Source organism: Arthrobacter crystallopoietes BAB-32 (assembly GCF_000328305.2).
GTDB classification, from domain to species: domain Bacteria; phylum Actinomycetota; class Actinomycetes; order Actinomycetales; family Micrococcaceae; genus Crystallibacter; species Crystallibacter crystallopoietes_A.
In genome coordinates, this window is record NZ_ANPE02000150.1 from 1 (window position 1) to 21,340 (window position 21,340).

Annotated in this window: 23 protein-coding genes, 3 pseudogenes and 1 riboswitch; of the genes and pseudogenes, 18 read left to right on the forward strand and 8 right to left on the reverse strand. The window is 67.3% G+C overall.

Annotation, left to right across the window (positions count from 1 at the left end; all coding sequences use genetic code 11):
* Positions 1-252, forward strand: a pseudogene (locus D477_RS22695) (tryptophan-rich sensory protein); the annotation flags it as partial.
* Here the strand turns inward: D477_RS22695 and D477_RS12220 are convergent.
* Positions 237-701 carry a hypothetical protein gene (locus tag D477_RS12220; RefSeq protein ID WP_005269576.1) on the reverse strand — a complete coding sequence of 155 codons (465 nt, stop codon included), beginning with the start codon at positions 699-701 and terminating at the stop codon, positions 237-239. The pseudogene D477_RS22695 and the gene D477_RS12220 overlap by 16 nt on opposite strands.
* A 129-nt stretch (positions 702-830) precedes the next feature.
* On the opposite strand from D477_RS12220, the gene D477_RS12225 reads away from it, so the two are divergent.
* Both D477_RS12225 and D477_RS12230 read left to right on the forward strand, forming a co-directional pair.
* Entirely contained in the window at positions 831-1,955 is a 1,125-nt protein-coding gene (locus tag D477_RS12225) for an AI-2E family transporter (RefSeq protein WP_005269579.1), read from the forward strand.
* A 133-nt stretch (positions 1,956-2,088) separates the two neighbouring features.
* On the forward strand, positions 2,089-2,694 hold the full coding sequence (locus tag D477_RS12230; RefSeq protein ID WP_005269581.1) for a Dps family protein: 606 nt from the start codon (positions 2,089-2,091) through the stop codon (positions 2,692-2,694).
* A 182-nt stretch (positions 2,695-2,876) separates the two neighbouring features.
* Here D477_RS12230 and D477_RS12235 read toward each other — a convergent pair whose 3' ends face one another.
* Complete coding sequence (locus D477_RS12235) at positions 2,877-3,176, reverse strand: hypothetical protein (protein WP_005269583.1); 300 nt, start codon at positions 3,174-3,176, stop codon at positions 2,877-2,879.
* 89 nt (positions 3,177-3,265) lie between these two features.
* Between D477_RS12235 and D477_RS12240 the strand changes: the two genes are divergently transcribed.
* Positions 3,266-3,493: a hypothetical protein gene (locus D477_RS12240; RefSeq protein ID WP_005269584.1), complete on the forward strand. Its 228-nt coding sequence runs from the start codon at positions 3,266-3,268 to the stop codon at positions 3,491-3,493.
* 154 nt (positions 3,494-3,647) lie between these two features.
* Here the strand turns inward: D477_RS12240 and D477_RS12245 are convergent, their stop codons facing one another.
* Positions 3,648-4,223, reverse strand: coding sequence for a nucleotidyltransferase domain-containing protein (locus D477_RS12245; protein ID WP_081608558.1), 576 nt, complete (start codon positions 4,221-4,223; stop codon positions 3,648-3,650).
* Between the two features lie 288 nt (positions 4,224-4,511).
* Between D477_RS12245 and D477_RS12250 the strand changes: the two genes are divergently transcribed.
* Entirely contained in the window at positions 4,512-5,375 is an 864-nt protein-coding gene (locus tag D477_RS12250) for a hypothetical protein (RefSeq protein WP_202804095.1), read from the forward strand.
* Between the two features lie 114 nt (positions 5,376-5,489).
* On the opposite strand, the gene D477_RS12255 is transcribed toward D477_RS12250, so the two are convergent.
* Positions 5,490-7,238, reverse strand: a complete 1,749-nt coding sequence (locus tag D477_RS12255) for a pyruvate dehydrogenase (protein ID WP_005269591.1) — start codon at positions 7,236-7,238, stop codon at positions 5,490-5,492.
* A gap of 143 nt (positions 7,239-7,381) precedes the next feature.
* Here D477_RS12255 and D477_RS12260 point away from each other — a divergent pair, with 143 nt between their 5' ends.
* Positions 7,382-7,762: a VOC family protein gene (locus D477_RS12260; protein ID WP_005269592.1), complete on the forward strand. Its 381-nt coding sequence runs from the start codon at positions 7,382-7,384 to the stop codon at positions 7,760-7,762.
* A gap of 59 nt (positions 7,763-7,821) precedes the next feature.
* Here the strand turns inward: D477_RS12260 and D477_RS12265 are convergent, their stop codons facing one another.
* Together D477_RS12265 and D477_RS12270 are read right to left on the reverse strand one after the other, a co-directional pair.
* On the reverse strand, positions 7,822-9,021 hold the full coding sequence (locus tag D477_RS12265) for an MFS transporter (RefSeq protein WP_005269595.1): 1,200 nt from the start codon (positions 9,019-9,021) through the stop codon (positions 7,822-7,824).
* Between the two features lie 86 nt (positions 9,022-9,107).
* Positions 9,108-9,440 (reverse strand): cupin domain-containing protein, encoded by a 333-nt coding sequence (locus tag D477_RS12270; protein WP_272943822.1) that lies wholly within the window; start codon positions 9,438-9,440, stop codon positions 9,108-9,110.
* Between the two features lie 41 nt (positions 9,441-9,481).
* Here D477_RS12270 and D477_RS12275 point away from each other — a divergent pair, with 41 nt between their 5' ends.
* Both D477_RS12275 and D477_RS12280 read left to right on the forward strand, forming a co-directional pair.
* Positions 9,482-10,552 carry an enoyl-CoA hydratase/isomerase family protein gene (locus D477_RS12275; RefSeq protein ID WP_005269597.1) on the forward strand — a complete coding sequence of 357 codons (1,071 nt, stop codon included), beginning with the start codon at positions 9,482-9,484 and terminating at the stop codon, positions 10,550-10,552.
* Between the two features lie 181 nt (positions 10,553-10,733).
* A complete protein-coding gene (locus tag D477_RS12280) occupies positions 10,734-10,967 on the forward strand; it encodes a hypothetical protein (RefSeq protein ID WP_005269598.1) in 234 nt (77 codons plus the stop codon).
* A 19-nt stretch (positions 10,968-10,986) separates the two neighbouring features.
* On the opposite strand, the gene D477_RS12285 is transcribed toward D477_RS12280, so the two are convergent.
* Positions 10,987-11,451: an SRPBCC domain-containing protein gene (locus D477_RS12285; RefSeq protein ID WP_005269599.1), complete on the reverse strand. Its 465-nt coding sequence runs from the start codon at positions 11,449-11,451 to the stop codon at positions 10,987-10,989.
* Between the two features lie 329 nt (positions 11,452-11,780).
* On the opposite strand from D477_RS12285, the gene D477_RS12290 reads away from it, so the two are divergent.
* The 10 genes and pseudogenes from D477_RS12290 (at position 11,781) to D477_RS12335 (ending at position 20,285) form a co-directional block, all read left to right on the forward strand.
* Positions 11,781-12,083, forward strand: coding sequence for an urease subunit gamma (locus D477_RS12290; protein ID WP_005269600.1), 303 nt, complete (start codon positions 11,781-11,783; stop codon positions 12,081-12,083).
* 19 nt (positions 12,084-12,102) lie between these two features.
* Positions 12,103-12,537, forward strand: a pseudogene (locus D477_RS23300) (urease subunit beta); the annotation flags it as partial.
* Positions 12,538-12,713: 176 nt separating this feature from the next.
* Positions 12,714-14,425, forward strand: a pseudogene (ureC, locus tag D477_RS12300) (urease subunit alpha).
* A gap of 42 nt (positions 14,426-14,467) precedes the next feature.
* Positions 14,468-14,941, forward strand: a complete 474-nt coding sequence (gene ureE, locus D477_RS12305) for an urease accessory protein UreE (RefSeq protein ID WP_005269602.1) — start codon at positions 14,468-14,470, stop codon at positions 14,939-14,941.
* Positions 14,922-15,635 carry an urease accessory protein UreF gene (locus D477_RS12310; protein ID WP_005269603.1) on the forward strand — a complete coding sequence of 238 codons (714 nt, stop codon included), beginning with the start codon at positions 14,922-14,924 and terminating at the stop codon, positions 15,633-15,635. Before ureE ends, D477_RS12310 begins: the two co-directional genes overlap by 20 nt.
* A 200-nt stretch (positions 15,636-15,835) precedes the next feature.
* Positions 15,836-16,450 (forward strand): urease accessory protein UreG, encoded by a 615-nt coding sequence (ureG, locus tag D477_RS12315; RefSeq protein WP_005269604.1) that lies wholly within the window; start codon positions 15,836-15,838, stop codon positions 16,448-16,450.
* A complete protein-coding gene (locus D477_RS12320; protein ID WP_005269607.1) occupies positions 16,447-17,301 on the forward strand; it encodes an urease accessory protein UreD in 855 nt (284 codons plus the stop codon). Before ureG ends, D477_RS12320 begins: the two co-directional genes overlap by 4 nt.
* A 55-nt stretch (positions 17,302-17,356) precedes the next feature.
* Positions 17,357-18,445, forward strand: coding sequence for a FecCD family ABC transporter permease (locus D477_RS12325; protein WP_005269608.1), 1,089 nt, complete (start codon positions 17,357-17,359; stop codon positions 18,443-18,445).
* Positions 18,446-18,492: 47 nt separating this feature from the next.
* Positions 18,493-19,482, forward strand: coding sequence for an ABC transporter substrate-binding protein (locus D477_RS12330; protein ID WP_005269609.1), 990 nt, complete (start codon positions 18,493-18,495; stop codon positions 19,480-19,482).
* Positions 19,479-20,285, forward strand: coding sequence for an ABC transporter ATP-binding protein (locus D477_RS12335; protein WP_005269610.1), 807 nt, complete (start codon positions 19,479-19,481; stop codon positions 20,283-20,285). The genes D477_RS12330 and D477_RS12335 overlap by 4 nt, the downstream gene beginning before the upstream one ends.
* Before the next feature lie 259 nt (positions 20,286-20,544).
* Here D477_RS12335 and D477_RS12340 read toward each other — a convergent pair whose 3' ends face one another.
* Complete coding sequence (locus tag D477_RS12340) at positions 20,545-20,922, reverse strand: hypothetical protein (RefSeq protein ID WP_005269611.1); 378 nt, start codon at positions 20,920-20,922, stop codon at positions 20,545-20,547.
* A 31-nt stretch (positions 20,923-20,953) separates the two neighbouring features.
* A riboswitch (SAM riboswitch) is annotated at positions 20,954-21,085 on the reverse strand.
* Positions 21,086-21,340: the final 255 nt, after the last annotated feature.

The following is a 21,340-nucleotide window of genomic DNA, read 5'->3' on the forward strand; positions in this document are numbered from 1 at the left end:
TCGCCCGTGCTGGCTGTCGCCGCGCTCCTCGGCCTGGCTACCGCGCGGCGCAGCGGTGGCAGGCTGGCCTTCGCGCTGGCGCTGTCCTGGGGGTTGGCCTGGATCGCCGTCGGACGTCTCGACGGCGGGCTGCTCTCCGCCGGCACGGCGATTGCCGCGGGAATCTGCTCCGCCGCCGTGCTCGTGGCCGCCGCCACGCTACGGCTGCGCCAGCGCCAGGTGCTGCAGGCCGGAGGTCAGCTGCCGGCGTGAGGGTCCACTTCCGGCCTCGCCTCATGGTGCCGCAGCCCGTGCGTCCGGCGGTCCTCCTTCATCTCAGCCTCGAACAGATGCCGCTTGCCCGCCGCGAGCTCGTCCCGCGCCTGTTGCTCCAGCTCCTTGAAAGCGGAGTAATAGTTGTCGTCGTAGTCCTCGACGATCTGGAAAGTCCAGCGGCCCTCGATGACGTTGCGGCCGACAATCTCCCTATCGATCCTGTCGGCGATTCCATGGTGGCCGGCTTGGCGCAGCTGCTCCACGGCTTCGCCAAGGGCCAGGTCTGCCTTGCCGGTGAGCCGGTGGAACGCGTAGAGGAAGCCGCGCGCATGCTCGACCACCTCGAGCGACTCGGAGAGCTTGCCTAGCGCTTCCACGGTGGCGTCATCCAGTCCTTCAGGGCGGCGGTGGGCGGAATCCGGTCCGTCCGGGGTGGCGTCTGTCATGCTCCGAAATTTAGCACCATGGATAACGACGGCGGTGCTCCGGAGCGCATTTCGCCGCACCTCTTGCACAGCTATGGTAAGCATGCTTGTCTTTGCCGGAAGCCTGATGTCGAGGGAAGGACCGGAACCATGGCGTCAACACGGTATGTGGCCGAGGGCGGCCGGCGCCACAGCACCTGGCAGGACGGACTGGGCAGGGCCGGCAGCCGCTGTGCGCAGATCCTGCTCCTGCTGACCTTGATCACCGTAGCGGTGTACGGGCTGCTGCAGGTCCGGCTGCTGGTCATCCCGGTCATGATCGCGCTGATCCTGGCCGCGGCGATCGGGCCCTTCGTGAACCTGCTGCGGCGCAAGGGCGTGCCCGGCGCGCTGGCCACCGGTATCGCCTTCCTCGGCCTGCTGGTGCTGCTGGGCATCGTCACGACCGTCATTGTGCTGGCCGTGCGGAGCGAATGGGACGAGCTGGTGGCTGCGGCGACCCAGGGGCTCGATGAACTTGAGGCCTTCCTGCTGACCGGCCCGCTGCCCGTGACGCAGGAGCAGCTGATGGAGGGCAGGCAGGCCGTCATCGATTTTGCCACCAGCCAGCAGGTCCGCTCCGGCGCCCTGACCGGGTTGTCCGCCGCCACCGAATTCATCGCCGGCACGACGCTCATGATCGTGGTCCTGTTCTTCTTCCTGAAGGACGGCGCGAAGATCTGGAACTTCCTGCTGCGCCCGTTCAAGGGCCGCCGCGAAGCCAAGCTGCGCCGCGCGGGCCGCCGCACTCTCGAGGTTCTCGGCGGGTACGTCCGCGGCACCGCCATCATCGCCTTGGTGGACGCCACCGCCATCGGCATCGCGCTGCTCATCCTGCAGGTTCCGCTGGCCATCCCGCTGGCGATCATCGTCTTCCTTGGCGCCTTCATCCCGCTCGTCGGCGCAACCGTTGCCGGTGTCCTCGCCGCGCTGGTCGCGCTGGTGGCCAACGGGCCCGTCGTGGCGCTGATCGTGACCATCATCGTGATCGCCGTCAACCAGCTGGAGGGGGACCTGTTGCAGCCCATCGTCATGGGCAAGTCGCTGGAACTGCACGCACTGGTCATCCTGTTCGCGCTGACGGCGGGGACCATCCTGGCCGGGATCATCGGTGCCGTGCTCGCAGTGCCCCTGGCCGCCGTCGCGTGGGCGATCCTGCAGGTGTGGACCGCGGAGGATCCGCGGGTTGAGGACCTGAATCCGGATCTCCCGCCGGCAGGATCCGAGCCGACCTGAGCACCGGAGCGCCCGGCGCAGGATTTCGCGCTCAGCGGAGCCACGTTGCCCCGCATGGACTTCGCTAAGTTTGCTTACTAGTTTGGGAGAGGTAACGCGCCGAGAAGCGGCAGCGTCAGTAAGGAGGTTTTTGATGGCCGGGAAGAACGGATCGAAGGCAGGCTTTACAGTACCGGGTCTGAAGCTGGAGGACGGCTACAAGGTCGGTGAGACGCTCCAGCAGCGGCTGCATGCGCTGAATGACCTGCAGCTGACCCTCAAGCACGCGCACTGGAACGTCGTCGGCCGCGACTTCATCGGCGTCCACGAGATGCTGGACCCGCAGATCGAAAAGGTCCGCGCCATGATCGACGCTGTTGCCGAACGCATGGCCACCATGGGCGTATCGCCCAAAGGCCTCCCCGGCGCCTTGGTCAAGGAGCGCACGTGGGATGACTACTCGATCGACCGCGCCGGCACCGCCGAGCACCTGGCCGCCCTGGACCAGGTCTACAACGGCGTGGTCGAGGACCACCGCAAGGCGATCGAGGCAATCGGGGAGATCGACCCGATCACCGAGGACCTGCTGATCGGCCAGACGGCGGAGCTCGAGCTCTTCCAGTGGTTCATGCGCGCGCATTTGGAGAACCGGGAGGGCCGGCTGGAGACCGAAGGAGCCAGGACGGAAAAGGCTGCGGCGGGCAAGACAGACAAATCGGATAAGTCGGACAAGGCAGAGAAGTCCGGCAAGTCCAAGTAGCACGGCCGCTCCCTCCGCCTGGGGGATAAGCGCAGCATCAGGGCCCGGCCCGCCGCCCGCTCTTGCCGGGTGCGGGCCGGGCCCTTGTCATGCTCTGGGCCCCGACGTGCCGGGTGCGAACCGGGCGCTTGTCATGCTCTGGGCCCCGATGTGCCTGCCGCGCAGCCGACGGGACCTGCCCGCTAGCGCTTCCGCCCAAAGACGAGCGACGCCGCCGCCGTCGCCGCCGTGACCGTGTAGACCGCAGGCCACGCGCCGATCTTCTTGGCCAGCGGGTGGGACAGCCCGAACGCCGCCAGGTACGTGCCGGTGAGGGCCGAAGCAGTGGGGGTTCCGGCGTCGCGCTTCCACAAGGTGAACGCCGCGGCACCGGCAGCCGCCAGCACCGCCCCGCCCAGCGGACGGTTCTTCGTCGCACGCGCGGTCTGGAAGCCGCCGATCAGGCCGGCGCTGGTCAGCAGCGAGGGCAAAACTGAGCTCATCGGAATCTCCTTGGGTCGCTTGGTGGTTCCAGCCTACTGCCCGGACGCATAGACTTTCCCTAACTGCTGGACCTCCCCAAGGAGCCACCATGGGCCGGATCAAGCGGCTCGCCGCCGACCTCATGCTCGAGGACCTGGGGCGGCCTGTCAGTATTGTCGGCTTCAACAATGACGAGCATTCCGGCATCCTCGCCGGCTTCATCGTCCGCCGCACCAAGGATGCCGTGGACATCCACCTGCAGGACATCCACGAAGCCGTCGTCGTGCCCCATGACCGGCAGGTCGTCATCCTACGGCGGCCCCGGAAACCCGCCTAACCCAAGTCCAAGTACGACGACGGGTGGCTGGCTGTGTTGCGGGTGGCCCGCCGCCAGCGTGCCGGCGGTCAGCTGCCGCGTGCTTCTACTCGTTGGAACTGCTCGGCCTTCCTGAGCCGGCCTTGTCGAATGGTCTCGTCACCGCGAACCGTCCTCACTGGGCAACCTTGTTCGTCAGCAGGATCCGCCGGAGCCAGCCTGGCTGCCCGGCCACAACCAAGCCTTCATGGAGGATGGACTCGAAGATCGGTGCTGGACGGATCTCGTGTTCCCTGTAGACCAACGGGCGTACGTCATTCCCTGTCCAAGCGCTTATTTTCCCGGCTAGATCCGTTATCAAGTCCTCCGCAGAGTCTTCATCAACCGTGTCGGGCAACGCGACGAAGACATCGATGTCACTGTTGGTCCGCATCTCGTTTCGTGCAGCGGATCCGAAGATAATTACCGCGAGTGGAGCGAACTCCCACGAATCGATTTCGTCACGCATGCGCTGCAGGAGTCGGGACTTAGCGGAAGCCGCCGCCATCACGGCCTCAGCGACTAGGTGGTTACGATTCAGGCGGTAACTATGCGTCCTGCCTGAAGCTCGTTCAAGGACTAATCCCTGTTCGGTAAGACGGCTGAGAGCTTTCCGCACGCCTGCGAGGGACGCGTCCTCGGGCAAGAGCTCGGTGATTTTCGGAGCGGTAAACTCAGCATCCGCCCGGGAGAGGACGTACAGCACGCCCATGTCCAACGATGGGCTTATCGCTGCCAATGGATTCTGGAGTCGCACCTCATCCACCTGCGCTAAATCTACAAAAGTACATTTAAGTACACAATAGTGTTCATCTGATGGTGGGGGAAGCAACATCGCTCTCATCGGCCCCACAGCTCAGTCACACGGGTATTAATGGCACGCTGTCGCATTAAGCCCGGATTCTCGACTGCATCAGGAACCGGGGGATTGTGCGGGGAGTTTAACGAGGAGAGGCGTGGCGCATCGCGTGCTGCAGCTTGACGACGAGGAGGCAATACCGTGGGATTGTTCGACAAGTTTGTCCGCAAAGGCAAGCAGATGGCCGGCGAGTATGTGAAGGACCAGCTGCGGCAGCGGACCAGCGGCAACCGCCCCGGAAACCAGCGGCAGCCCGGGTCCCAGTACGGTAACCAGCAGTACGGAAACCAGCCCTACGGCGGCCAGCAGTACGGGAACCAGCCCTACGGGAACCAGCCTTACGGGGGCCAGTCCTACGGGAACCAGCCCGGTCAGAACCAGCCGTACGGTGGCCGGCAGGGCGGCTACGCTGCGCCTTCCGGTGGTGCCGGCGGCATGTCCCGTGAGGACCAGGCCGCGATTGCGAAGTACAAGTACATGCTCCGCACGGCCCCGCCGGAGGACATGGAACGCGCCCACGCCGAGGCCTTCGCGCGGCTGACTCCGGAGCAGCGCTCGCTGCTGCTGGCGGAGCTGACCCAGGAGCTGCCGCCGGCGGAGCGCCCGCGCAGCGACCAGCCGCAGGATCTCGCCCGGGCGGCCACCAGGGCAGAGGTATCGCGTCCGGGGTTCATGGAGCAGATGATGCGCCGCGGTGGCTCGCGCCGTTCCGGCATGGGCGGCATGGCAGCAGGCGCCGCCGGCGGACTGGGTGCCGGCCTGCTGGCCGGTGTGGCCGGTGCGTTCATCGGCACCGCGATCGCCGGACCGCTGCTGGACGGCTTCACCGGCATCGGCGAGGAACTGGGCGGCGCGGCCGAGGGGCTGGCGGACGGCGTTGCCGGCGCGGGCGAAGAGATTTCCGCGGCCGGCGAGGGCCTGGCGGAGCAGGGCGGCGGCCTGTTCGACGGCTTCTTCGGCGATGGCGGCGGAGCCGGCGGGGACTTCGGCGACTTCGAGCTCTAATCCGGCGGCCGGAAGCACCTCCGGACCGGGCGGCGGTGCGCACACAATGGTGCGCACCGCCGTCGTTGTTTCCCCGTTCGCCGCGGCTTCAGATGCGGGGACGGCCCGGCATGGTCAGCTGCGCGGGATGTTGCGCAGGTTGCTGCGGGCCATGCTGACCGCTTCGCCGGCGCCCTTGTTCAGGACGAGTTTGGACATGGCGGTGGCGAAGCCGAAGACCTGCTCGCCGGTGATCTTCGGCGGCAGGGACAGCGCCTTCGGATCGGTGATGACCTCCACCAGCGACGGGCCGCGGTGCGCGAAGGCGGCCCGGTAGGCGCCCTCCAGCTCCGACGGCTCCGTGATGCGGACGGCGTGGAAGCCCATGGCGGAGGCGATCGCGGCGTAGTTGGTGTCCGGGACGTCCACGCCGAAGTCCGGCAGCCCGTCGACCAGCATTTCCAGCTTCACCATGCCCAGCGTGGAGTTGTTGAAGAGCACGATGTTGAGCGGCAGCTTATAGGTCACGGCGGTCAGCATTTCGCCCAGCAGCATGGCCAGGCCGCCGTCGCCGGAGACGGAGATGACCTGCCGGCGCGGGTGGGCAAACTGGGCGCCGATGGCGTGCGGCAGCGCATTGGCCATGGAGCCGTGCAGGTAGGAACCGATCAGCCGGCGGGTGCCCAGCGGGTTGATGTAGCGGGCGGTCCAGACATTGCACATTCCGGTGTCGGCGGTGAAGATGGCGTCGGCCGCCGCGGTCTGGTCCAGCACGGAGGCGGCGTACTCGGGATGGATGGGCTTGAGTTTGTCCGCCTTGCGCGTGTAGGCGCCGACGGCCTTGTTCATGAGCTTGTCGTGCTTCTTGAGCATCTGGTCCAGGAAGCGGCGGCTCTTCTTGCGCTTCAGGAGCGGCATCAAGGCGGTCAGGGTGGGCAGCACGTCGCCGTGCACCGCGAGGTCCACGTCCGTCCGCCGGCCCAGGTGCTCCGCCGCACGGTCCACCTGCGCGGTCCGCGTCTCCGGCAGGAACTGGTCGTACGGGAAGTCCGTGCCGAGCAAGAGGAGCAGGTCGGCGTCCTCGATCCCCTCGGCGGCGGCGCCGTAGCCCAGCAGCCCGGTCATGCCGATGTCGTACGGATTGTCGTACTGGATGAAGTCCTTGCCGCGCAGCGAGTGCCCGATCGGCGCGCCGATCAGCTCGGCCAAGGCCACCACCTCGTCGTGGGCGCCCGCCACGCCGGCCCCGGCAAAAATGGCGACCTTTCCGGCGTCGTTAATGGCCTTGGCGAGCTGCTCCACGCTCCGCGGATCCGGCACCACCGAGGCCGGCAGGAACGGCGTGCACACCGGCGTGGGCGCCACCGCGTCCAGGCTGGCAATGTCCCCGGGCAAACTAACGACGGCGACCCCGCGCCTTCCCCACGCATGCTGGATCGCGCTGTGCATCACCCGGGGCGCCTGCTCGGCCGTGCTGACCATCTCCGAATAGACCGAGCATTCGGTGAACAGGCGGTCCGGATGGGTTTCCTGGAAGTAGCCGGTGCCGATCTGCTTGCTCGGGATGTGCGAAGCGATGGCCAGCACGGGCGAGCCGGAGCGGTTGGCGTCGTAGAGTCCGTTGATCAGGTGCAGATTGCCGGGACCGCAGGAGCCGGCGCAGACGGCGAGTTCACCGGTGAGCTGTGCATCCGCCGCGGCGGCAAAGGCGGCCGCTTCCTCGTGCCGGACGTGGATCCAGTCGATCCCGCCTTTGGCCGAGCCGCCGGTCTTGCGCACCGCGTCCACGATGGGGTTGAGGCTGTCGCCGACAATCCCGTAGATCCGGCGGACTCCGGCGCTGACAAGCTGGTCGATGAGCTGGGACGCGAGTTCTTGGGCCATGGGTCTGTGCTCCTGCCGTTCGGTGGAACCTGGTGCCTCTGCCGCCAATATAGTGGAGCCCTCCACAGCGCGGGGCGGCAACCCTAAACTGGGCGATGTGGGCGCGGACCGCCCGCGCCCCGGACCCAGGAGAGGTGAGCGCAATGACCGGACGTGTGGTGCACTTCGAGATCCCCGCCGACCACGAGGAGCGGGCGCGCGAGTTCTACCGTTCGGCCTTCGGCTGGAACATCACGCCGATGCCGGAGGTCAAGTACAACATGGTGATGACCACGCCCAGCGACGACCAGGGCATGCCCAAGGAACCGGGCTCCATCAACGGCGGCCTGTTCAGGCGCGAGGGCGGCCAGGTGACCGGGCCGGTTGTGACCATCGACGTGGAGGACATCGACGCGGCGCTGGAGAAGATCCGCAGCCTCGGGGGCGAGACCGTGGAGGCGAAGATGCCGGTGATGGACATGGGCTTCGCCGCCTACTTCCGCGACACCGAGGGCAACGTGGTCGGGCTCTGGCAGAACGCCTGAGCCGGCACCGTAAGTTCCCTTCCTTCCGCATCCGGTTACTGCGTGAGCGGGCGCCGGTCTTACCCGATCAGCCGGTTCCGGCCGGCGAGCACGGCCATGACGCACAGCACGAGCATCAGGCCGGCGCCGGCGATTAGCGGCGCCGTCCAGCCGCCGGTGGCATCGTGCAGCGCGCCGAAGGCCACCGGTCCGGCCGCGGCGATCGCGTAGCCGATGGACTGCGCCATCCCGGAGAGCGAGGCCGCCTGCTCATGGTGTTCGGTGCGCAGGCTGAACAGGGACAGGCCGATCACGATCAGGCTGCCGCAGCCGGCGGCGCCGAGCACCACCCAGAGCAGGGCGAACTGCGGAGCCACGGCGAGGCCGGCGTAGGCGCAGAACGCGAGGATGCTGCTGGCGAGGGAGACCGCCCGCTGGTCCGAGGTGTGGTGCAGGATGGCGCCGGCAGCCAGGCTCGCGGCCACGCCGATCAGCAGCCACAGCGAGGTATGCAGTCCGGACGTCACCGCCGGGATGCCTTGGTCGTGCTCGATCGCGGGCAGCCACGAAATCATCACGAAGAACGCCAGCGACTGCAGCCCCATGAACAGCGTCACCTGCCAGCCCAGCATGGATTTCCACGGCGAGCGGTAGCTTGCGGCTTGGTCCCCGCCGCCGGCAGCCGCGGCACTGCGAGTCCACAGATGCGGCAGCAGGATGCCCAGCGCGATCAGCGCCAGCCCCGCCCACACTCCCAGCGCCAGGCGCCAGCCGTACGGGCTTGCCTGGGCAATGGGTACGACGGCGGCGGCTCCGGCCGCGGAGACGGCGCCTTGGATGGCGGTGTAGATTCCGGTCACCTGGCTGACCCGGGACGGCAGGTCGCGCTTGACCAGCGAGGGCAACAGGACGTTCAGGAACGCGATGCCGGTGCCGATCAGCACCGTGCCGGACCAGACGGCCGGTTCCGCGGGCACCACCGAGCGGGCGACGATGCCCAGCGCGAGCAGCAGCAGCGAGATCCACAGCGCCCGGTCCAGCCCCAGCCGGCGCGCGAAGCCCGGAGCCACGGGGGAGAAGAGCGCAAAGCAGATCAGCGGCAGGCCGGTCAGCAGGCCCGCGGTGCTGCCGGACCAGCCGAATTCGGCGCTGAGGTCGGAAAGCACCGGTCCTACGCTGACGAACGCCACGCGGAGGTTCACGGCGATGAGCACGATGCCCAGGAACACGAAGCCCAGCCGCGCCGTCCGCATCGTCTTCGCCTGCTCCGCCACCGTCATTCCGTCCAACCTCCGCCCGTTGCCATCAGCCGCATATGCGATCCAACTCACTCATTCTGGCATGGTCCCGCCACTGCGCCGTGCTGTCACCGGGCAGCCTGCTTCGCTTCGATTTCGACGAAGACGAACTCGTCCGGTCCGGGGTTGACGACGTTGTGCTCGCTGCCGGCCGGGCGGGTGTAGGACTGGCCGGCGGTCAGCTCGTTGAGCGACTCGCCGTCCGCAGTCTGCAGCTGCAGCGCGCCCGTGGTCATCGGCACGACGACGTAGTCCAGTTCGTGCCGGTGCCAACCGGTCTCAGTGCCCGGCGCGAACCGCCATTCGGTCACGCGGAAATTGTCATCGTCGATCTGTACGGTGGCCTGGGCCTGGCTGCGCAACATGTCCTCCGGCGGCTCGGTGCTGTCTTTGATCTCCAACCTAGCGGGACGGTCGGACAGAATCCCGTTAGAGTGTGGCCGTGGACACGAATGGGATTCTGCTGCAGCGCTCCGGCCGGCTCGGCCACATCATCCTGAACCGGCCCAAGGCGATCAACGCCCTCAACGACGCCATGATCCGCGACATTACGGCGGCGCTCCGGGAGTGGGAAACGGACGACGGCGTCGAGACGGTCCTGATCACGGGTGCAGGGGAGCGGGGGTTCTGCGCGGGCGGCGACATCGTCGCCATCTACAAGCACATGCAGGCCGGGGCGTCCAAGGAGATCTTCTGGGAAGACGAGTACCGGATGAACTCGTACATCTCCCGCTACCCCAAGCCGATCGTGCCGTTCATGGACGGCGTGGTGCTCGGTGGCGGGATCGGCCTCTCGGCGCACGCCTCGCACCGGGTCGTCACGGAGCGGACGATGGTCGGCATGCCGGAAACCCGGATCGGCTTCATCCCCGACGTCGGCGGCTGCTACCTCTACTCGCGCGCCCCCGGCGAGCTCGGCACCCACCTGGCCCTCACCGCCGGCACCGGCACTGGCGCGGACGCCATCATGCTGGGCCTGACCGACTACTTCGTGGACAGCGCGGACCTGCCGGCCCTGGCGGAGGCGCTCGCCGAGGCTCCGGCGGACGAAGCGATCGCACGGTTCGCACGCCAGGAGGTGCCGGCGTCGGACCTGGAAAAGGACCGGCACTGGATTGATGAGTGCTACCAGTACGACGACGCGGAACAGATCCTTGCGGCGCTGCAGTCCAGTTCCGAACCCAAGGCGCGGGAGGCCGCCGTCGAACTCGCGGCGAAATCGCCGACGTCCGTGAAGCTCACGCTCGAAGCCCTGCGCCGCGCCCGCGGGATGGACACCCTCGAAGAGGTGCTCGACCAGGACTACCGGCTCGGCATCCGCCTGCTCGCCGCGCCGGACTTCGCCGAAGGCGTCCGCGCGCAGGTCATCGACAAGGACCGCAACCCGCGGTGGAATCCTGCCACGCTGGCGGCAGTGGAGCGCGCCACCGTCGAGTCCTACTTTGCAGACCTCGGCGAGGACGAACTCGGCCTCAGCCCCGCAACCGTACCGGCCGGGCGGACGCAGGCCTGAGCGCCGCCACGCCCCGCAACCGTACCGGCCGGGCGGACCCAGGCCTGATCGCCGCCACGCTCCCGCACACGGTGACCGAACCGCCGAAGCCGTGGAAAACCGCCGTCGTTATGGAAACGTGACCTAGGATGGGAAACGGTCGGGACTCAGCCCGGCTGCCGACCACGAACGGAGTCCCACAGTGTCTGCCCGCCGCTTTTTCACCCGCGCCATCGCCACCGCCACCCTGGCCGCCGCTAGCACCACGGTTGGAATGGCCGCGGCCAACGCGGCCGACATGCACTACGTGTATTGGGAGCCCACCCATTTCCATTGCCAGGTGACGCAATGGTCGGTGCTGAGCGAGCCGGACACCACGCTCGCCCAGGACTGCACGCCGGCGAACGATCAGTGGTACTTCACGACCATTGAGTAAGCCCAGCGCACCGGCCCTGCTACCGCTGCTCCAGATAGGCCGCCAGGTTGTCCAGCGATGAGGCCAGCCCGGCGGCATGGTCTGCGGCGGAAATGCCGGCGGGGACATCGTCGGCACGGATCTCCACGCGGGTTCCGGCGTCCACCGCCGTGACCTCCCAGGTCATCGTCATCGTGCCGGCGTACGCCGGATCATCCGATTCGAAGTCGGCCGCCTGGACTACCCGGACGCCGGGAACGATCTCGACGAAGCGTCCCTCAACGATGTCCGTGTCGCTGGTGGCCTTTCCCGCCGCCGTCGACGCATCCGCGTAGGTGAGGACCAATCGGTAGGAGCCGCCGGGCCGGGCGTCGAACCGTTCGAACCTCCCGCTCATGCCCTCCGGCGGCAGCCAGGCTGCGAGCGCATCCGCGTCGACGAGCGCGGCGAAAACCTGCTCACGTGGGGCCGCGATAATCCGCGAGGCTCTGTCCGTCCTTGGCATGGCTCCATCGTAGGCGCCCGCCGGCCGAGTATCTCCTGCGGACCGGCCCGAACATCTGCTGCGGACCGCCGCCGGAATCTCGGCTGCGGACCGGCCCGAACATCTGCTGCCGACCGGCCCGAACAGGCGCCTGGTCGGGTAGATTCTGCGGTGTGGATCACACCCTAAGCGTGGCCGACGGCGGCCGTCACCACCGCGCCAAACGGCCAAGTTGCCAACGTGGATCGCTCTGCTATTCTTGCCTTATCCACGGGCCTCCCGGTCTAGTCTCTGACCGGTTGTAGATAACGGGTGGACACCTCTTTTTGTGAAGGATTAGGGAGTTCTACATGCATTTAACGCCCCGTGAGCAGGACAAACTCATGATTGTGGTCGCGGCGGACCTGGCGCAACGGCGCCGGCAGCGCGGCCTGAAACTCAACTTTCCCGAAGCCGTCGCCCTGATCACCTATGAGCTGATCGAGGGCGCCCGCGACGGCCGGACGGTCGCGGACCTGATGAGCTACGGCACCACCATCCTCTCCCGCGAGGACGTCATGGACGGCGTGCCGGAGATGGTCTACCAGGTGCAGGTCGAAGCCACTTTCCCGGACGGCACCAAGCTGGTCACCGTCCACAATCCGATTCGCTGAGCCTGGAGAGGAGAAACCCATGAAACCGGGAGAGTACATCCTCCGCGATGAGCCCATCGTCTGCAACGAGGGCGCAGAGACCCGCATCATGAACGTGACCAACCGGGGCGACCGTCCGGTCCAGGTCGGTTCGCACTACCACTTCGCCGAAGTCAACCCGGCGCTGGACATGGACCGGGTGGCGGCGCGCGGCTTCCGGCTGGACATTCCGGCCGGCACGGCCGTGCGTTTCGAACCGGGCGATGCCCGCAGTGTGCACCTGGTGGAGATCGGCGGGAACCGCGAGGTCTACGGTTTCCAGAACCACGTGAACGGCTCGCTGGGCGAGAGCGTCGCCGCCGTTTACACGGAAGCCATCGGCGGTTCTGCCGGCATCGATGCGGAGAAGGAGCCGGAAGTGGCGGCAGAGTACGCCATCGACCTGCCCAACGTCGGTACCGAGGAAACCGGCTTCAGCACTACGTTCGGTGTGGATCCTGTCGACGAATCCCTTGGCCCGAAGGCGGACGGCAACAAACAGGGCGACGGGCACGCCGCGGCAGGGGAGACCGGCGGCCAAACTGCCTCCGCACCGGCCGGCGATTCCGGCGGCACCGGCAAGCAGGACGCCGGCGAAGGGGAGGCACAGCGATGAGCTTCGAGATGAGCCGCAAGCACTATGCGGAGATGTACGGCCCCACCACCGGCGACGCCATCCGGCTGGCCGACACCGACCTGCTGCTGGAGATCGAGCACGACTACACCCGCTACGGCGAGGAAGTTGTCTTCGGCGGCGGCAAGGTGATCCGGGACGGCATGGGCCAGAACGGACAGCGCACGCGCGACCAGGACATTCCGGACACGGTCATCACCAACGTTGTAGTGCTGGACTACACCGGCATCTACAAGGCTGATGTCGCGCTGCGGGACGGGCACATCTTCAAGATCGGCAAGGCCGGCAACCCGGACATTTCCGACGGCGTCGACATCACCATTGGTGCCGCGACGGACGTGATCGCGGGGGAGCACAAGATCCTCACCGCGGGCGGCATCGACACCCACGTGCACTTCATCAGCCCCGACCAGATCCCGGTTGCGCTGGCCAACGGCGTCACCACGCTGATCGGCGGCGGCGCGGGGCCGTCGGACGCGTCCAAGCGACCACGGTGACCCCGGGCCCCTGGCACCTGGGCCGGATGCTGCAGGCGCTCGACGACCTGCCGGTCAACATCGGGCTGCTGGCCAAGGGCCACGCCAGCTCTCGAGGCCCGCTTGCCGAGCAGATCCGGGCCGGAGCCATCGGCTTCAAGATCCACGAGGACTGGGGCGCCACCACGTCCTCGATCGACATGTCACTGCGGATCGCGGACGAGTTCGACGTCCAGGTGGCCATCCACGCGGACACCCTCAACGAGTGCGGCTTCGTGGAAGATACGATCCGGGCGATCGACGGCCGGGTCATCCACACCTTCCACACCGAAGGCGCCGGCGGCGGCCACGCCCCGGACATCATCCGGATGGCCGGGCTGCCCAACGTCCTGCCGGCGTCGACCAACCCCACCCTGCCCTACACGGACAACACGGTGGACGAGCACCTGGACATGCTCATGGTCGCCCACCACCTGAACGCGGACATCCCGGAGGACGTCGCCTTCGCCGACTCGCGGATCCGCAAGGAGACCATCGCCGCCGAAGACGTGCTGCACGACCTCGGCGTCTTCTCGATCACCAGCTCCGACGCCCAGGCCATGGGCCGCATCGGCGAAATGGTGCTGCGCACCTGGCAGGTGGCGGATGCCATGAAGCGCCAGCGCGGCAAGTTCCCGCAGGACCCCTCGGTCGGGGACAACTTCCGGCTCAAGCGCTACGTCGCCAAGTACACGATCAACCCGGCGCTGGCGCACGGCATCGCCGACTCGATCGGCAGCATCGAGGTGGGCAAGTTCGCAGACCTGGTGCTCTGGGACCCGGCCTTCTTCGGCGTCAAGCCGGAAATGGTCATCAAGGGCGGCCAGATCGTTCAGTCGCTCATGGGCGATCCCAACGGCTCCATCCCGACCCCGCAGCCGCGCACCCTGCGGCCCAACTTCGGCGGGCTGGGCGGCGCGGTGCACACGTCGTCGATCACGTTCCTGCCGAAGATCGCCATCGACGAAGGCATCCCGGACCGGCTGAACCTGCGCAGCACCATCCGCGCGGCGCACGGCATCCGCAACCTGACCAAGGCGGACCTGAAGCACAACGGGGAGACCCCGGACATCCAGGTGGATCCCGAAACCTACACCGTCACCGTGGATGGCGAAGTGGCCACCTGCGAGCCGTCGAGCGTGCTGCCGATGGCCCAGCGCTACTTCCTGTTCTAGAACGGGCTTTCATCCAATGCTTTATCCGAAAGGGCGTAGTCAATGATCATTGAGCGCGTCATCGCCAACCGGCACGATCTTCCGGAAACGGAGCTGGCCGGACTGCACGAAGAGAAAGTGGCGCTTCCCAGCAGCGAACTGGTCAAGCGGGTCCAGCGCGTCACCACCGACCACGGGCGGGACATCGGCATCCGGCTGGCCACGCCCGGGGACCTGCGCGACGGCGACATCCTGTTCCGCGACGAGTCGAACGTGATCGTCGTCAGCGTCCTGCCCACGGACGTCCTGGTCATCGCCCCGCGCACCATCGAGGAGATGGGCGTGGTGGCGCACAGCCTCGGCAACCGGCACCTGCAGGCGCAGTTTTTCGACGCCGGCAGCGAGTACCGCGCGGAGGTCATGGTGGTGCAGTATGACCACACCGTCGAGGACTACCTGCAGCATATGCAGGTGCCGTACTCCCGGCAGGAGCGGGTGATGCCCGTGCCGTTTCGACATGCAGAACACACGCACTGAGGCGCCCGGCGGCCACCCGTCGTCGTACTTGCTGCCCCTGCTGCAGCTGGCCGATTCCGCCCTGCCCACCGGAGCGTTCAGCCACTCGTTCGGCCTCGAGACGTTCCTGGAGCGCGGGTTGGTCCACGACGAGAAGACGTTCGCGGTCTGGCTGGGCCAGTTCATCCACACCCAGCTGACCTACAGCGACGGGCTGGCCATCCGGCTGGCGCTGGAGGCCGGCTCAATGGACGAGCTGCGGCAGCTGGACGCGATGCTGACGGCGCAGGCCCTGCCGCGGCAGGTGCGCGAGGCCGGAGTGACGATGGGCGCGCGGATGCTGCACATCGCCTCGGTCATCCTCGACAGCTCGGAGATCGAGCAGTACCGGGAGGACGTCGGGCGCGGAAAATGCAGCGGACATCCGGCCCTGGCGTTCGCGCTCGCCGGACGCAGCCTGCAGGTTCCGCTGCCGGAGCTGGTGGGCACTTATCTGTTTTCGACGGCGACCTCGCTGACGCAGAACGCCATCCGCGGCATCCCGATCGGCCAGGACGCGGGCCAGCGGGTGCTGCGCCAGGTCCACCCGGACATCGCCGCAGCAACCGAGCGGATCGCCGGACTGGACCGCGGCGATTTCGGCGCCACCGCCCCCGGACTGGAAATCGCGCAGATGCGCCACGAACGGCAGCGGGCCCGGATGTTCATGTCCTGAGCGCACCCACCCCGGCGGTCCGACTGGCGCGAACCCACCGGCCCCTCCGGGCCTCCGGCCACCGGCACTTCCGGCCACCGGACCACCGGCCCACCACAGACCGACCCTTCCGGCCAGACCACAGACCGACCCTTCCGGTCCAGACCACAGACCGGCCCCCGCGCTGCAGCGGCGGCCCCCAGAACAAGGAGACGATGACAATGGAACCCATCAAGATCGGCGTCGGCGGCCCCGTCGGGGCAGGCAAGACCCAGCTCGTCGAACGCCTGACGCGGCACCTGTCCGGCGAGATCTCCATGGCGGCGATCACCAACGACATCTACACCATCGAAGACGCCAAGATCCTGGCCGCCAACGGCATCCTGCCGCTGGACCGGATCATCGGTATCGAAACCGGCGGCTGCCCGCACACCGCCATCCGCGAGGACACCTCGATGAACTCCGCCGCAGTGGAGGAACTGAAGAAGCGGCACCCTGACCTGCAGGTCGTGTTTATCGAGAGCGGGGGAGACAACCTCTCCGCGACCTTCAGCCCGGAGCTCGTGGACTTCTCCATCTACATCATCGACGTCGCCCAGGGCGAGAAGATCCCGCGCAAGGCCGGGCAGGGCATGATCAAGTCGGACCTGTTCATCATCAACAAAACCGACCTCGCGCCGTACGTCGGGGCGGACCTGTCCGTGATGGAGTCCGACTCGAAGGAGTTCCGCGGCAACAAGCCCTTCTGCTTCACCAACCTGAAGACGGACGAGGGGCTGGACAAGGTCATCGAGTGGCTGCGGCGCGATGTGTTGATGCAGGACCTGGGGCAGTGACCGCGGCCCAGCCGGCGGACCCGCAGCAGCCCACCGGCGAGCTGCGCCTGACAGTTGGCCAGCGCGGCGGCCGCGGCATCGCCACCTCGCAGTACCACCAGGGCGCCCTCCGGGTGATCCGGCCGCATTACCTGGACGGCACCGGGCAGGTTGCGTACACGATCGTCAACCCCGGCGGGGGCTACCTGGGCGGGGACGTTTACGACGTCGACATCCAGGTCGAGGACCACGCCCGCCTGCTGCTGACCACCCAGTCCGCCACCAAGATCTACCGGACCCCGGGCGATCCGGCCGTGCAGCACACCCGGTTCCGGCTCGGCCCCGGCGCCAGCCTGGAGTACGTGCCTGACCAGCTCATCGCCTACCGGGACGCGACCTACCGGCAGGACACCGTCGTCGAACTCGCCGCGGATTCCTCCCTTGTGATGTGCGACGTCGTGACCCCCGGCTGGTCGCCGGACGGCCAGCAGTTCCGGTACGAGGAGGTGCGCATCCGCAACGACATCTACCGGGACGGCCGCCTGCTCGCCCTGGACAACCTGCTGATCCGCCCCGGGGATCCGGACGCGCCGCTGTCCGGCATGCTCTTCCTCGAGGACTACTCGCACCTGGGCTCCATGCTCGTCGTCGACCCCCGCGTGGACGCCGACCTGGTGCGGGAGCTGCAGGACCTGCTCGCTCCGCTGGACCCCGGCGGGCAGCTCGGCATCTCGCTGCTCAACGGTCCCGGCTTCGCCCTGCGTGCCCTGTCCCGCTCCACCGACACCCTGAACACCCTGCTGCACGCAGCCATTGACCTGCTGCGCCACCGCTGGTTCGGCCAGCAGCCGCTGAATCTTCGCAAGTACTGACCCGGCCCGGGGCGGCCCGCCAGCGGCCTTCCACTCGCCCCGAAAGAGAGAAAGCATGAACCTCCGCGTTGACCAGTTGAGGTCCGGCCAGGACCCGTTGGGTCAGGCCCGCCGCCGCCGTCAGCATCTTCTCGTGATCGTCACCCTGGCGGCGGTTCTGGTTGCGGGCATGCTCGTGGCGGTCGGGTCCGGTCCGGTTACGCTCGGCCCCGGAACCGTGGCCGAGGTGCTCGCGTCCCACCTGCCGTGGCAACTGCCCGGGGTGGTACCCGATGCGACCGCGAACGCAATCGTTTGGGAGGTCAGGCTGCCCCGGGTCCTGCTCGGCAGCGCGGTCGGTGCCGGACTCGCGGTGTGCGGGGCGGCGCTGCAGGCCATGGTCCGCAACCTGCTGGCCGATCCCTACCTCCTTGGCATCAACTCGGGAGCCTCCTGCGGCGCCGCCTCCATGATTCTGTTCGGTGTCGGCTTGGGCGTAGGCGAACACGCGCTGTCCGCCAGTGCGTTCGCGGGTGCGTTGGTCGCATCGATGATGGTGTTCCTTGTCGCCCGCGCTGCAGGGCGGGTGACCTCCCTCCGGCTGCTGCTGGCCGGCGTAGCGATAGGCTACGCGCTCACCGCACTGACCAGTTTCCTGATCTTCGCCTCCGGTTCCGCCGAGGGCGCCAGATCCGTGATGTTTTGGCTGCTCGGGTCGTTGGCGCTGGCTAAGTGGGGCAGTGCGTTGGCCGTGGTCCTCCTGGCCGTACTGTTGACGGCCGCGCTGCTGACTCTGTGGGGCCGGCGCCTGGACGCACTGGCCATCGGCGATGAAACCGCGCACATTCTGGGCGTCCCGCCCGCCCGGTTCCGCACGCAGTTGCTGATCGTCGTCTCCCTGTGCGTAGGCGTCGTCGTAGCGGCGTCAGGGTCCATCGGCTTCGTCGGACTTGTCGTACCGCACCTTGCCCGCCGGCTGGTCGGGGCGGCGCATGCCTGGGTCATCCCGGTCTCAGCCTTGCTGGGCGCGATCTTCCTGGTGTGGGCCGACCTGCTGGCACGCGTCCTGCTGCAGCCCCAGGAACTGCCCATCGGCATCATCACTGCCTTCATCGGTGCTCCATTCCTGCTCCACCTCATCCGCCAGATGCGGCAGGCGCCGTAACCGTTCCTGAAACTCTCCCGCAAATCCCCGCTATCCAAGGAAGACTCATGAAAACCGTCCCGTTCCTGCCCGTTGCCGCCGCTACCGTATTGGTTCTTGCCCTGACAGGCTGCGCCGGTAACGCAGACGGAGCTACGGGGCCGGCCAAGGCTGCGGGATATCCGCTGACAATCGTCAATTGCGGTGCCGAGGTCACGTTGCAAGCCCCGCCGGAACGGGTCGTCATGCTGGAGAGCTCGCCCGTGACATACCTGCGCGAACTCGGGGTTATGGACAAGGTGGTCGCCCGCGCCGGCGCCTACCCGTCCGAATACTTCGACGCGGTAACCCGTGCTGACTTGGACCGGATCCCGCTCCTGACCGACAAGCTCGACACTTCCGGGCACCTGCAGATCTCGCAGGAAGTCGTGCTGGCCCAGGAACCGGACCTGGTCCTCGGCTCGGCCGAAAACCTCAACCGCGAAACACTCGCCGCCGCCGGCATCCCGCTGCTGCAACACCCCTCTTTCTGCCCTCAGGGGTTGGACGGCGCCCCCGATTTCGGCACGATCAACGACCAGCTGCGCACCTACGGCCAGATCTTCGGCGTAGAGGATCGGGCGGCCACGGCGGCCAACGAACTGGCTGACCGGGTAGAGCAGATTTCCGCCGAGGTGGACGGCGCCGGCCAACGCACCGCAGCCGTCCTCTATCCGACGCTCGGCGGTGGAACAATCTACGCTTACGGCACCCGGTCGATGGCCCAGCCCCAGCTGGAGGCCGCCGGGTTCGAGAACGTGTTCGACGACGTCGACGAGCGCGTCTTCGAGGTCACCCGCGAAGAACTCATCGGCCGCAACCCCGACGTCCTGATCCTGCTCCACGCCGAAGGTGACCCGTCGAAGGTCGCAGAAGCCGTGACCTCGATGAAGGGGGCTTCCTCCATCACGGCGGTGGCCAACGGGGATCTTATGGTCCAGCTCTTCAACTTCACTGAGCCGCCGTCCCCACTGGCAGTCACCGGGCTCGAACGCATTATTGAACGGTTCGAACAATGATCTCGGGATCCGGCATCTCCTACGCCTACGGCTCGCACAACGTCCTGGGCGGTGTTGACCTGCAGGCCCGGCACGGCGAGGTGCTCGGCCTGGTCGGACCGAATGGAAGCGGCAAAAGCACGCTGCTGCGTATCATCTACGGCTCGCTGAAACCCCGCACTGGTACCGTCCTGCTGGACCACAAGGAGCTGCACCGGCTCAACGCCAGGGAACTGGCCCGGACGCTCTCCGTCGTCGTGCAGGAACCCCCTGTGGACCTGCCGCTGCTGGTCTCTGACATGGTCCTGCTCGGCCGCACCCCGCACCGGTCCGGACTGGGGCGGCCCAGTGCACGGGACGAACAGGCCGCCGCAGCCGCACTGAGCCGGGTCGGCATGCTCGACCTGGCAGACCAGAGCTTCGACCAGCTTTCGGGCGGGGAGCGGCAGCGCGTGCTGATCGCCCGGGCCTTGGCTCAGGAGGCCACACACATGCTGCTGGACGAACCGACGAACCATCTGGACATCCGGTATCAGCACGAGATTCTCGAGCTAGTGCGCGATCTGGCCACGAACAGCAATCACGCCATCGCCGTCGTCCTGCACGACCTCAACCTTGCTGCCACGTACTGCGACCGGCTGCTGCTCCTCGACCACGGCCGCATCGCGGTGGCCGGTACACCATCCGAGGTCCTGGTCCGCGAAAACCTCGAGCCGGTCTACCGGATCGGGGTTCGCCGCATCGAGCTCGATGACGGCTTCCAACTCGCATTCAGACCGACGGCCGCTTCAACAGTCGGAGAATACGCCCCTGACCGCGGGTAGATCCGGAGGGACCGCACCGCCGCAACCCGACCCGAGTGGCAGCGCGAGTCCCGCCTTCCCTACCCACAGCCCGACGGGCCAGCAAAAGTACGACGGCGGCCTCCCGCCTTCAGCAGGCTGCTCGCCTGCTGCATCGGCCAGGGAGTCACGGGGCTTGTCCGCCGCCCCTCCGCCTGAAGGCGGCGGACCTTCCACTCATCCGCAGGACCCAGCATTGGTGCACGTCTCACGCAGCCGCGGACACCTGCAGCGGCACACCTTACGCCTGCCTTGTGTCGCGGCAGCTTTCCACGCGCGCTGCGGGCGCGAGATTTAAGGCGGCAACTGGGCTACCGATGCCCTTCACGGTCAGGAGGTGGACCCTTGGATGCCACAGAGGGAGAGCCCCTGGACGGTTCAGTGCTTCGACGAGGTCCTCAACCGTGTGGTTCCAATAAAACTCGGCCCTGCCGTCCACCACCAGTTGGACGGTGCCGAGCCACGGCTCCACGTGGACATCGACGGCCACGCCGGGCTCGCTCATGCCCCGCCGCACCTGGATCCAATTGACTTGGTGTCCAGGGCGAAACAGTGAACACTCGGACTTCCGGAGCTGGTTGGACAGGTCGATTTCAACAGGTTCTTCGTAGCCGGCCATGCCAGCCCCTTTCCGCAAGGCCCGACGCAGCGGGCCGCTCTTGCCCGCGCCGGTTGACAGCGGACCGCTTCGTCATCCGAACCACCCGTGAGGCTGGGGTTGGTGCGTGGCCCTGTCGGAGCATCGCGTCCGCTATAGCGGAGGCGGGCCACATCTCGTGAAGCTGGAAACTACTCTAGCGGGAGCCTCCGACAGTTTTGCGGCAGGTTCTTTACCGCTATTGCCGCGAGGCTGTCCAGTCGGTTTTCCTGACCGGTACCCATCGGAAAAGCCCGCTTTACCGGATGAGCGAGAGCCTGCATGCTGGAGTGGCTATAACGGCATCGAACCGCTATGAAAGGCACTTCCCATGAGCAACTCAACGGCGAGTACTCTGATCAGCACCCCAGCGTCCGGCGACAGCAGGACTGGGCTCTTC

What these genes read in the sequence shown, in the direction of transcription:
- D477_RS12220 (WP_005269576.1), bottom strand. Translation starts at nt 701, where the DNA reads ATGACAGACGCCACCCCGGACGGACCGGATTCCGCCCACCGCCGCCCT.
- D477_RS12225 (WP_005269579.1), top strand. Translation starts at nt 831, where the DNA reads ATGGCGTCAACACGGTATGTGGCCGAGGGCGGCCGGCGCCACAGCACC.
- D477_RS12230 (WP_005269581.1), top strand. Translation starts at nt 2,089, where the DNA reads ATGGCCGGGAAGAACGGATCGAAGGCAGGCTTTACAGTACCGGGTCTG.
- D477_RS12235 (WP_005269583.1), bottom strand. Translation starts at nt 3,176, where the DNA reads ATGAGCTCAGTTTTGCCCTCGCTGCTGACCAGCGCCGGCCTGATCGGC.
- D477_RS12240 (WP_005269584.1), top strand. Translation starts at nt 3,266, where the DNA reads ATGGGCCGGATCAAGCGGCTCGCCGCCGACCTCATGCTCGAGGACCTG.
- D477_RS12245 (WP_081608558.1), bottom strand. Translation starts at nt 4,223, where the DNA reads ATGGGCGTGCTGTACGTCCTCTCCCGGGCGGATGCTGAGTTTACCGCT.
- D477_RS12255 (WP_005269591.1), bottom strand. Translation starts at nt 7,238, where the DNA reads ATGGCCCAAGAACTCGCGTCCCAGCTCATCGACCAGCTTGTCAGCGCC.
- D477_RS12260 (WP_005269592.1), top strand. Translation starts at nt 7,382, where the DNA reads ATGACCGGACGTGTGGTGCACTTCGAGATCCCCGCCGACCACGAGGAG.
- D477_RS12265 (WP_005269595.1), bottom strand. Translation starts at nt 9,021, where the DNA reads ATGACGGTGGCGGAGCAGGCGAAGACGATGCGGACGGCGCGGCTGGGC.
- D477_RS12285 (WP_005269599.1), bottom strand. Translation starts at nt 11,451, where the DNA reads ATGCCAAGGACGGACAGAGCCTCGCGGATTATCGCGGCCCCACGTGAG.
- D477_RS12290 (WP_005269600.1), top strand. Translation starts at nt 11,781, where the DNA reads ATGCATTTAACGCCCCGTGAGCAGGACAAACTCATGATTGTGGTCGCG.
- ureE (WP_005269602.1), top strand. Translation starts at nt 14,468, where the DNA reads ATGATCATTGAGCGCGTCATCGCCAACCGGCACGATCTTCCGGAAACG.
- D477_RS12310 (WP_005269603.1), top strand. Translation starts at nt 14,922, where the DNA reads ATGCAGAACACACGCACTGAGGCGCCCGGCGGCCACCCGTCGTCGTAC.
- ureG (WP_005269604.1), top strand. Translation starts at nt 15,836, where the DNA reads ATGGAACCCATCAAGATCGGCGTCGGCGGCCCCGTCGGGGCAGGCAAG.
- D477_RS12325 (WP_005269608.1), top strand. Translation starts at nt 17,357, where the DNA reads ATGAACCTCCGCGTTGACCAGTTGAGGTCCGGCCAGGACCCGTTGGGT.
- D477_RS12330 (WP_005269609.1), top strand. Translation starts at nt 18,493, where the DNA reads ATGAAAACCGTCCCGTTCCTGCCCGTTGCCGCCGCTACCGTATTGGTT.
- D477_RS12335 (WP_005269610.1), top strand. Translation starts at nt 19,479, where the DNA reads ATGATCTCGGGATCCGGCATCTCCTACGCCTACGGCTCGCACAACGTC.
- D477_RS12340 (WP_005269611.1), bottom strand. Translation starts at nt 20,922, where the DNA reads ATGGCCGGCTACGAAGAACCTGTTGAAATCGACCTGTCCAACCAGCTC.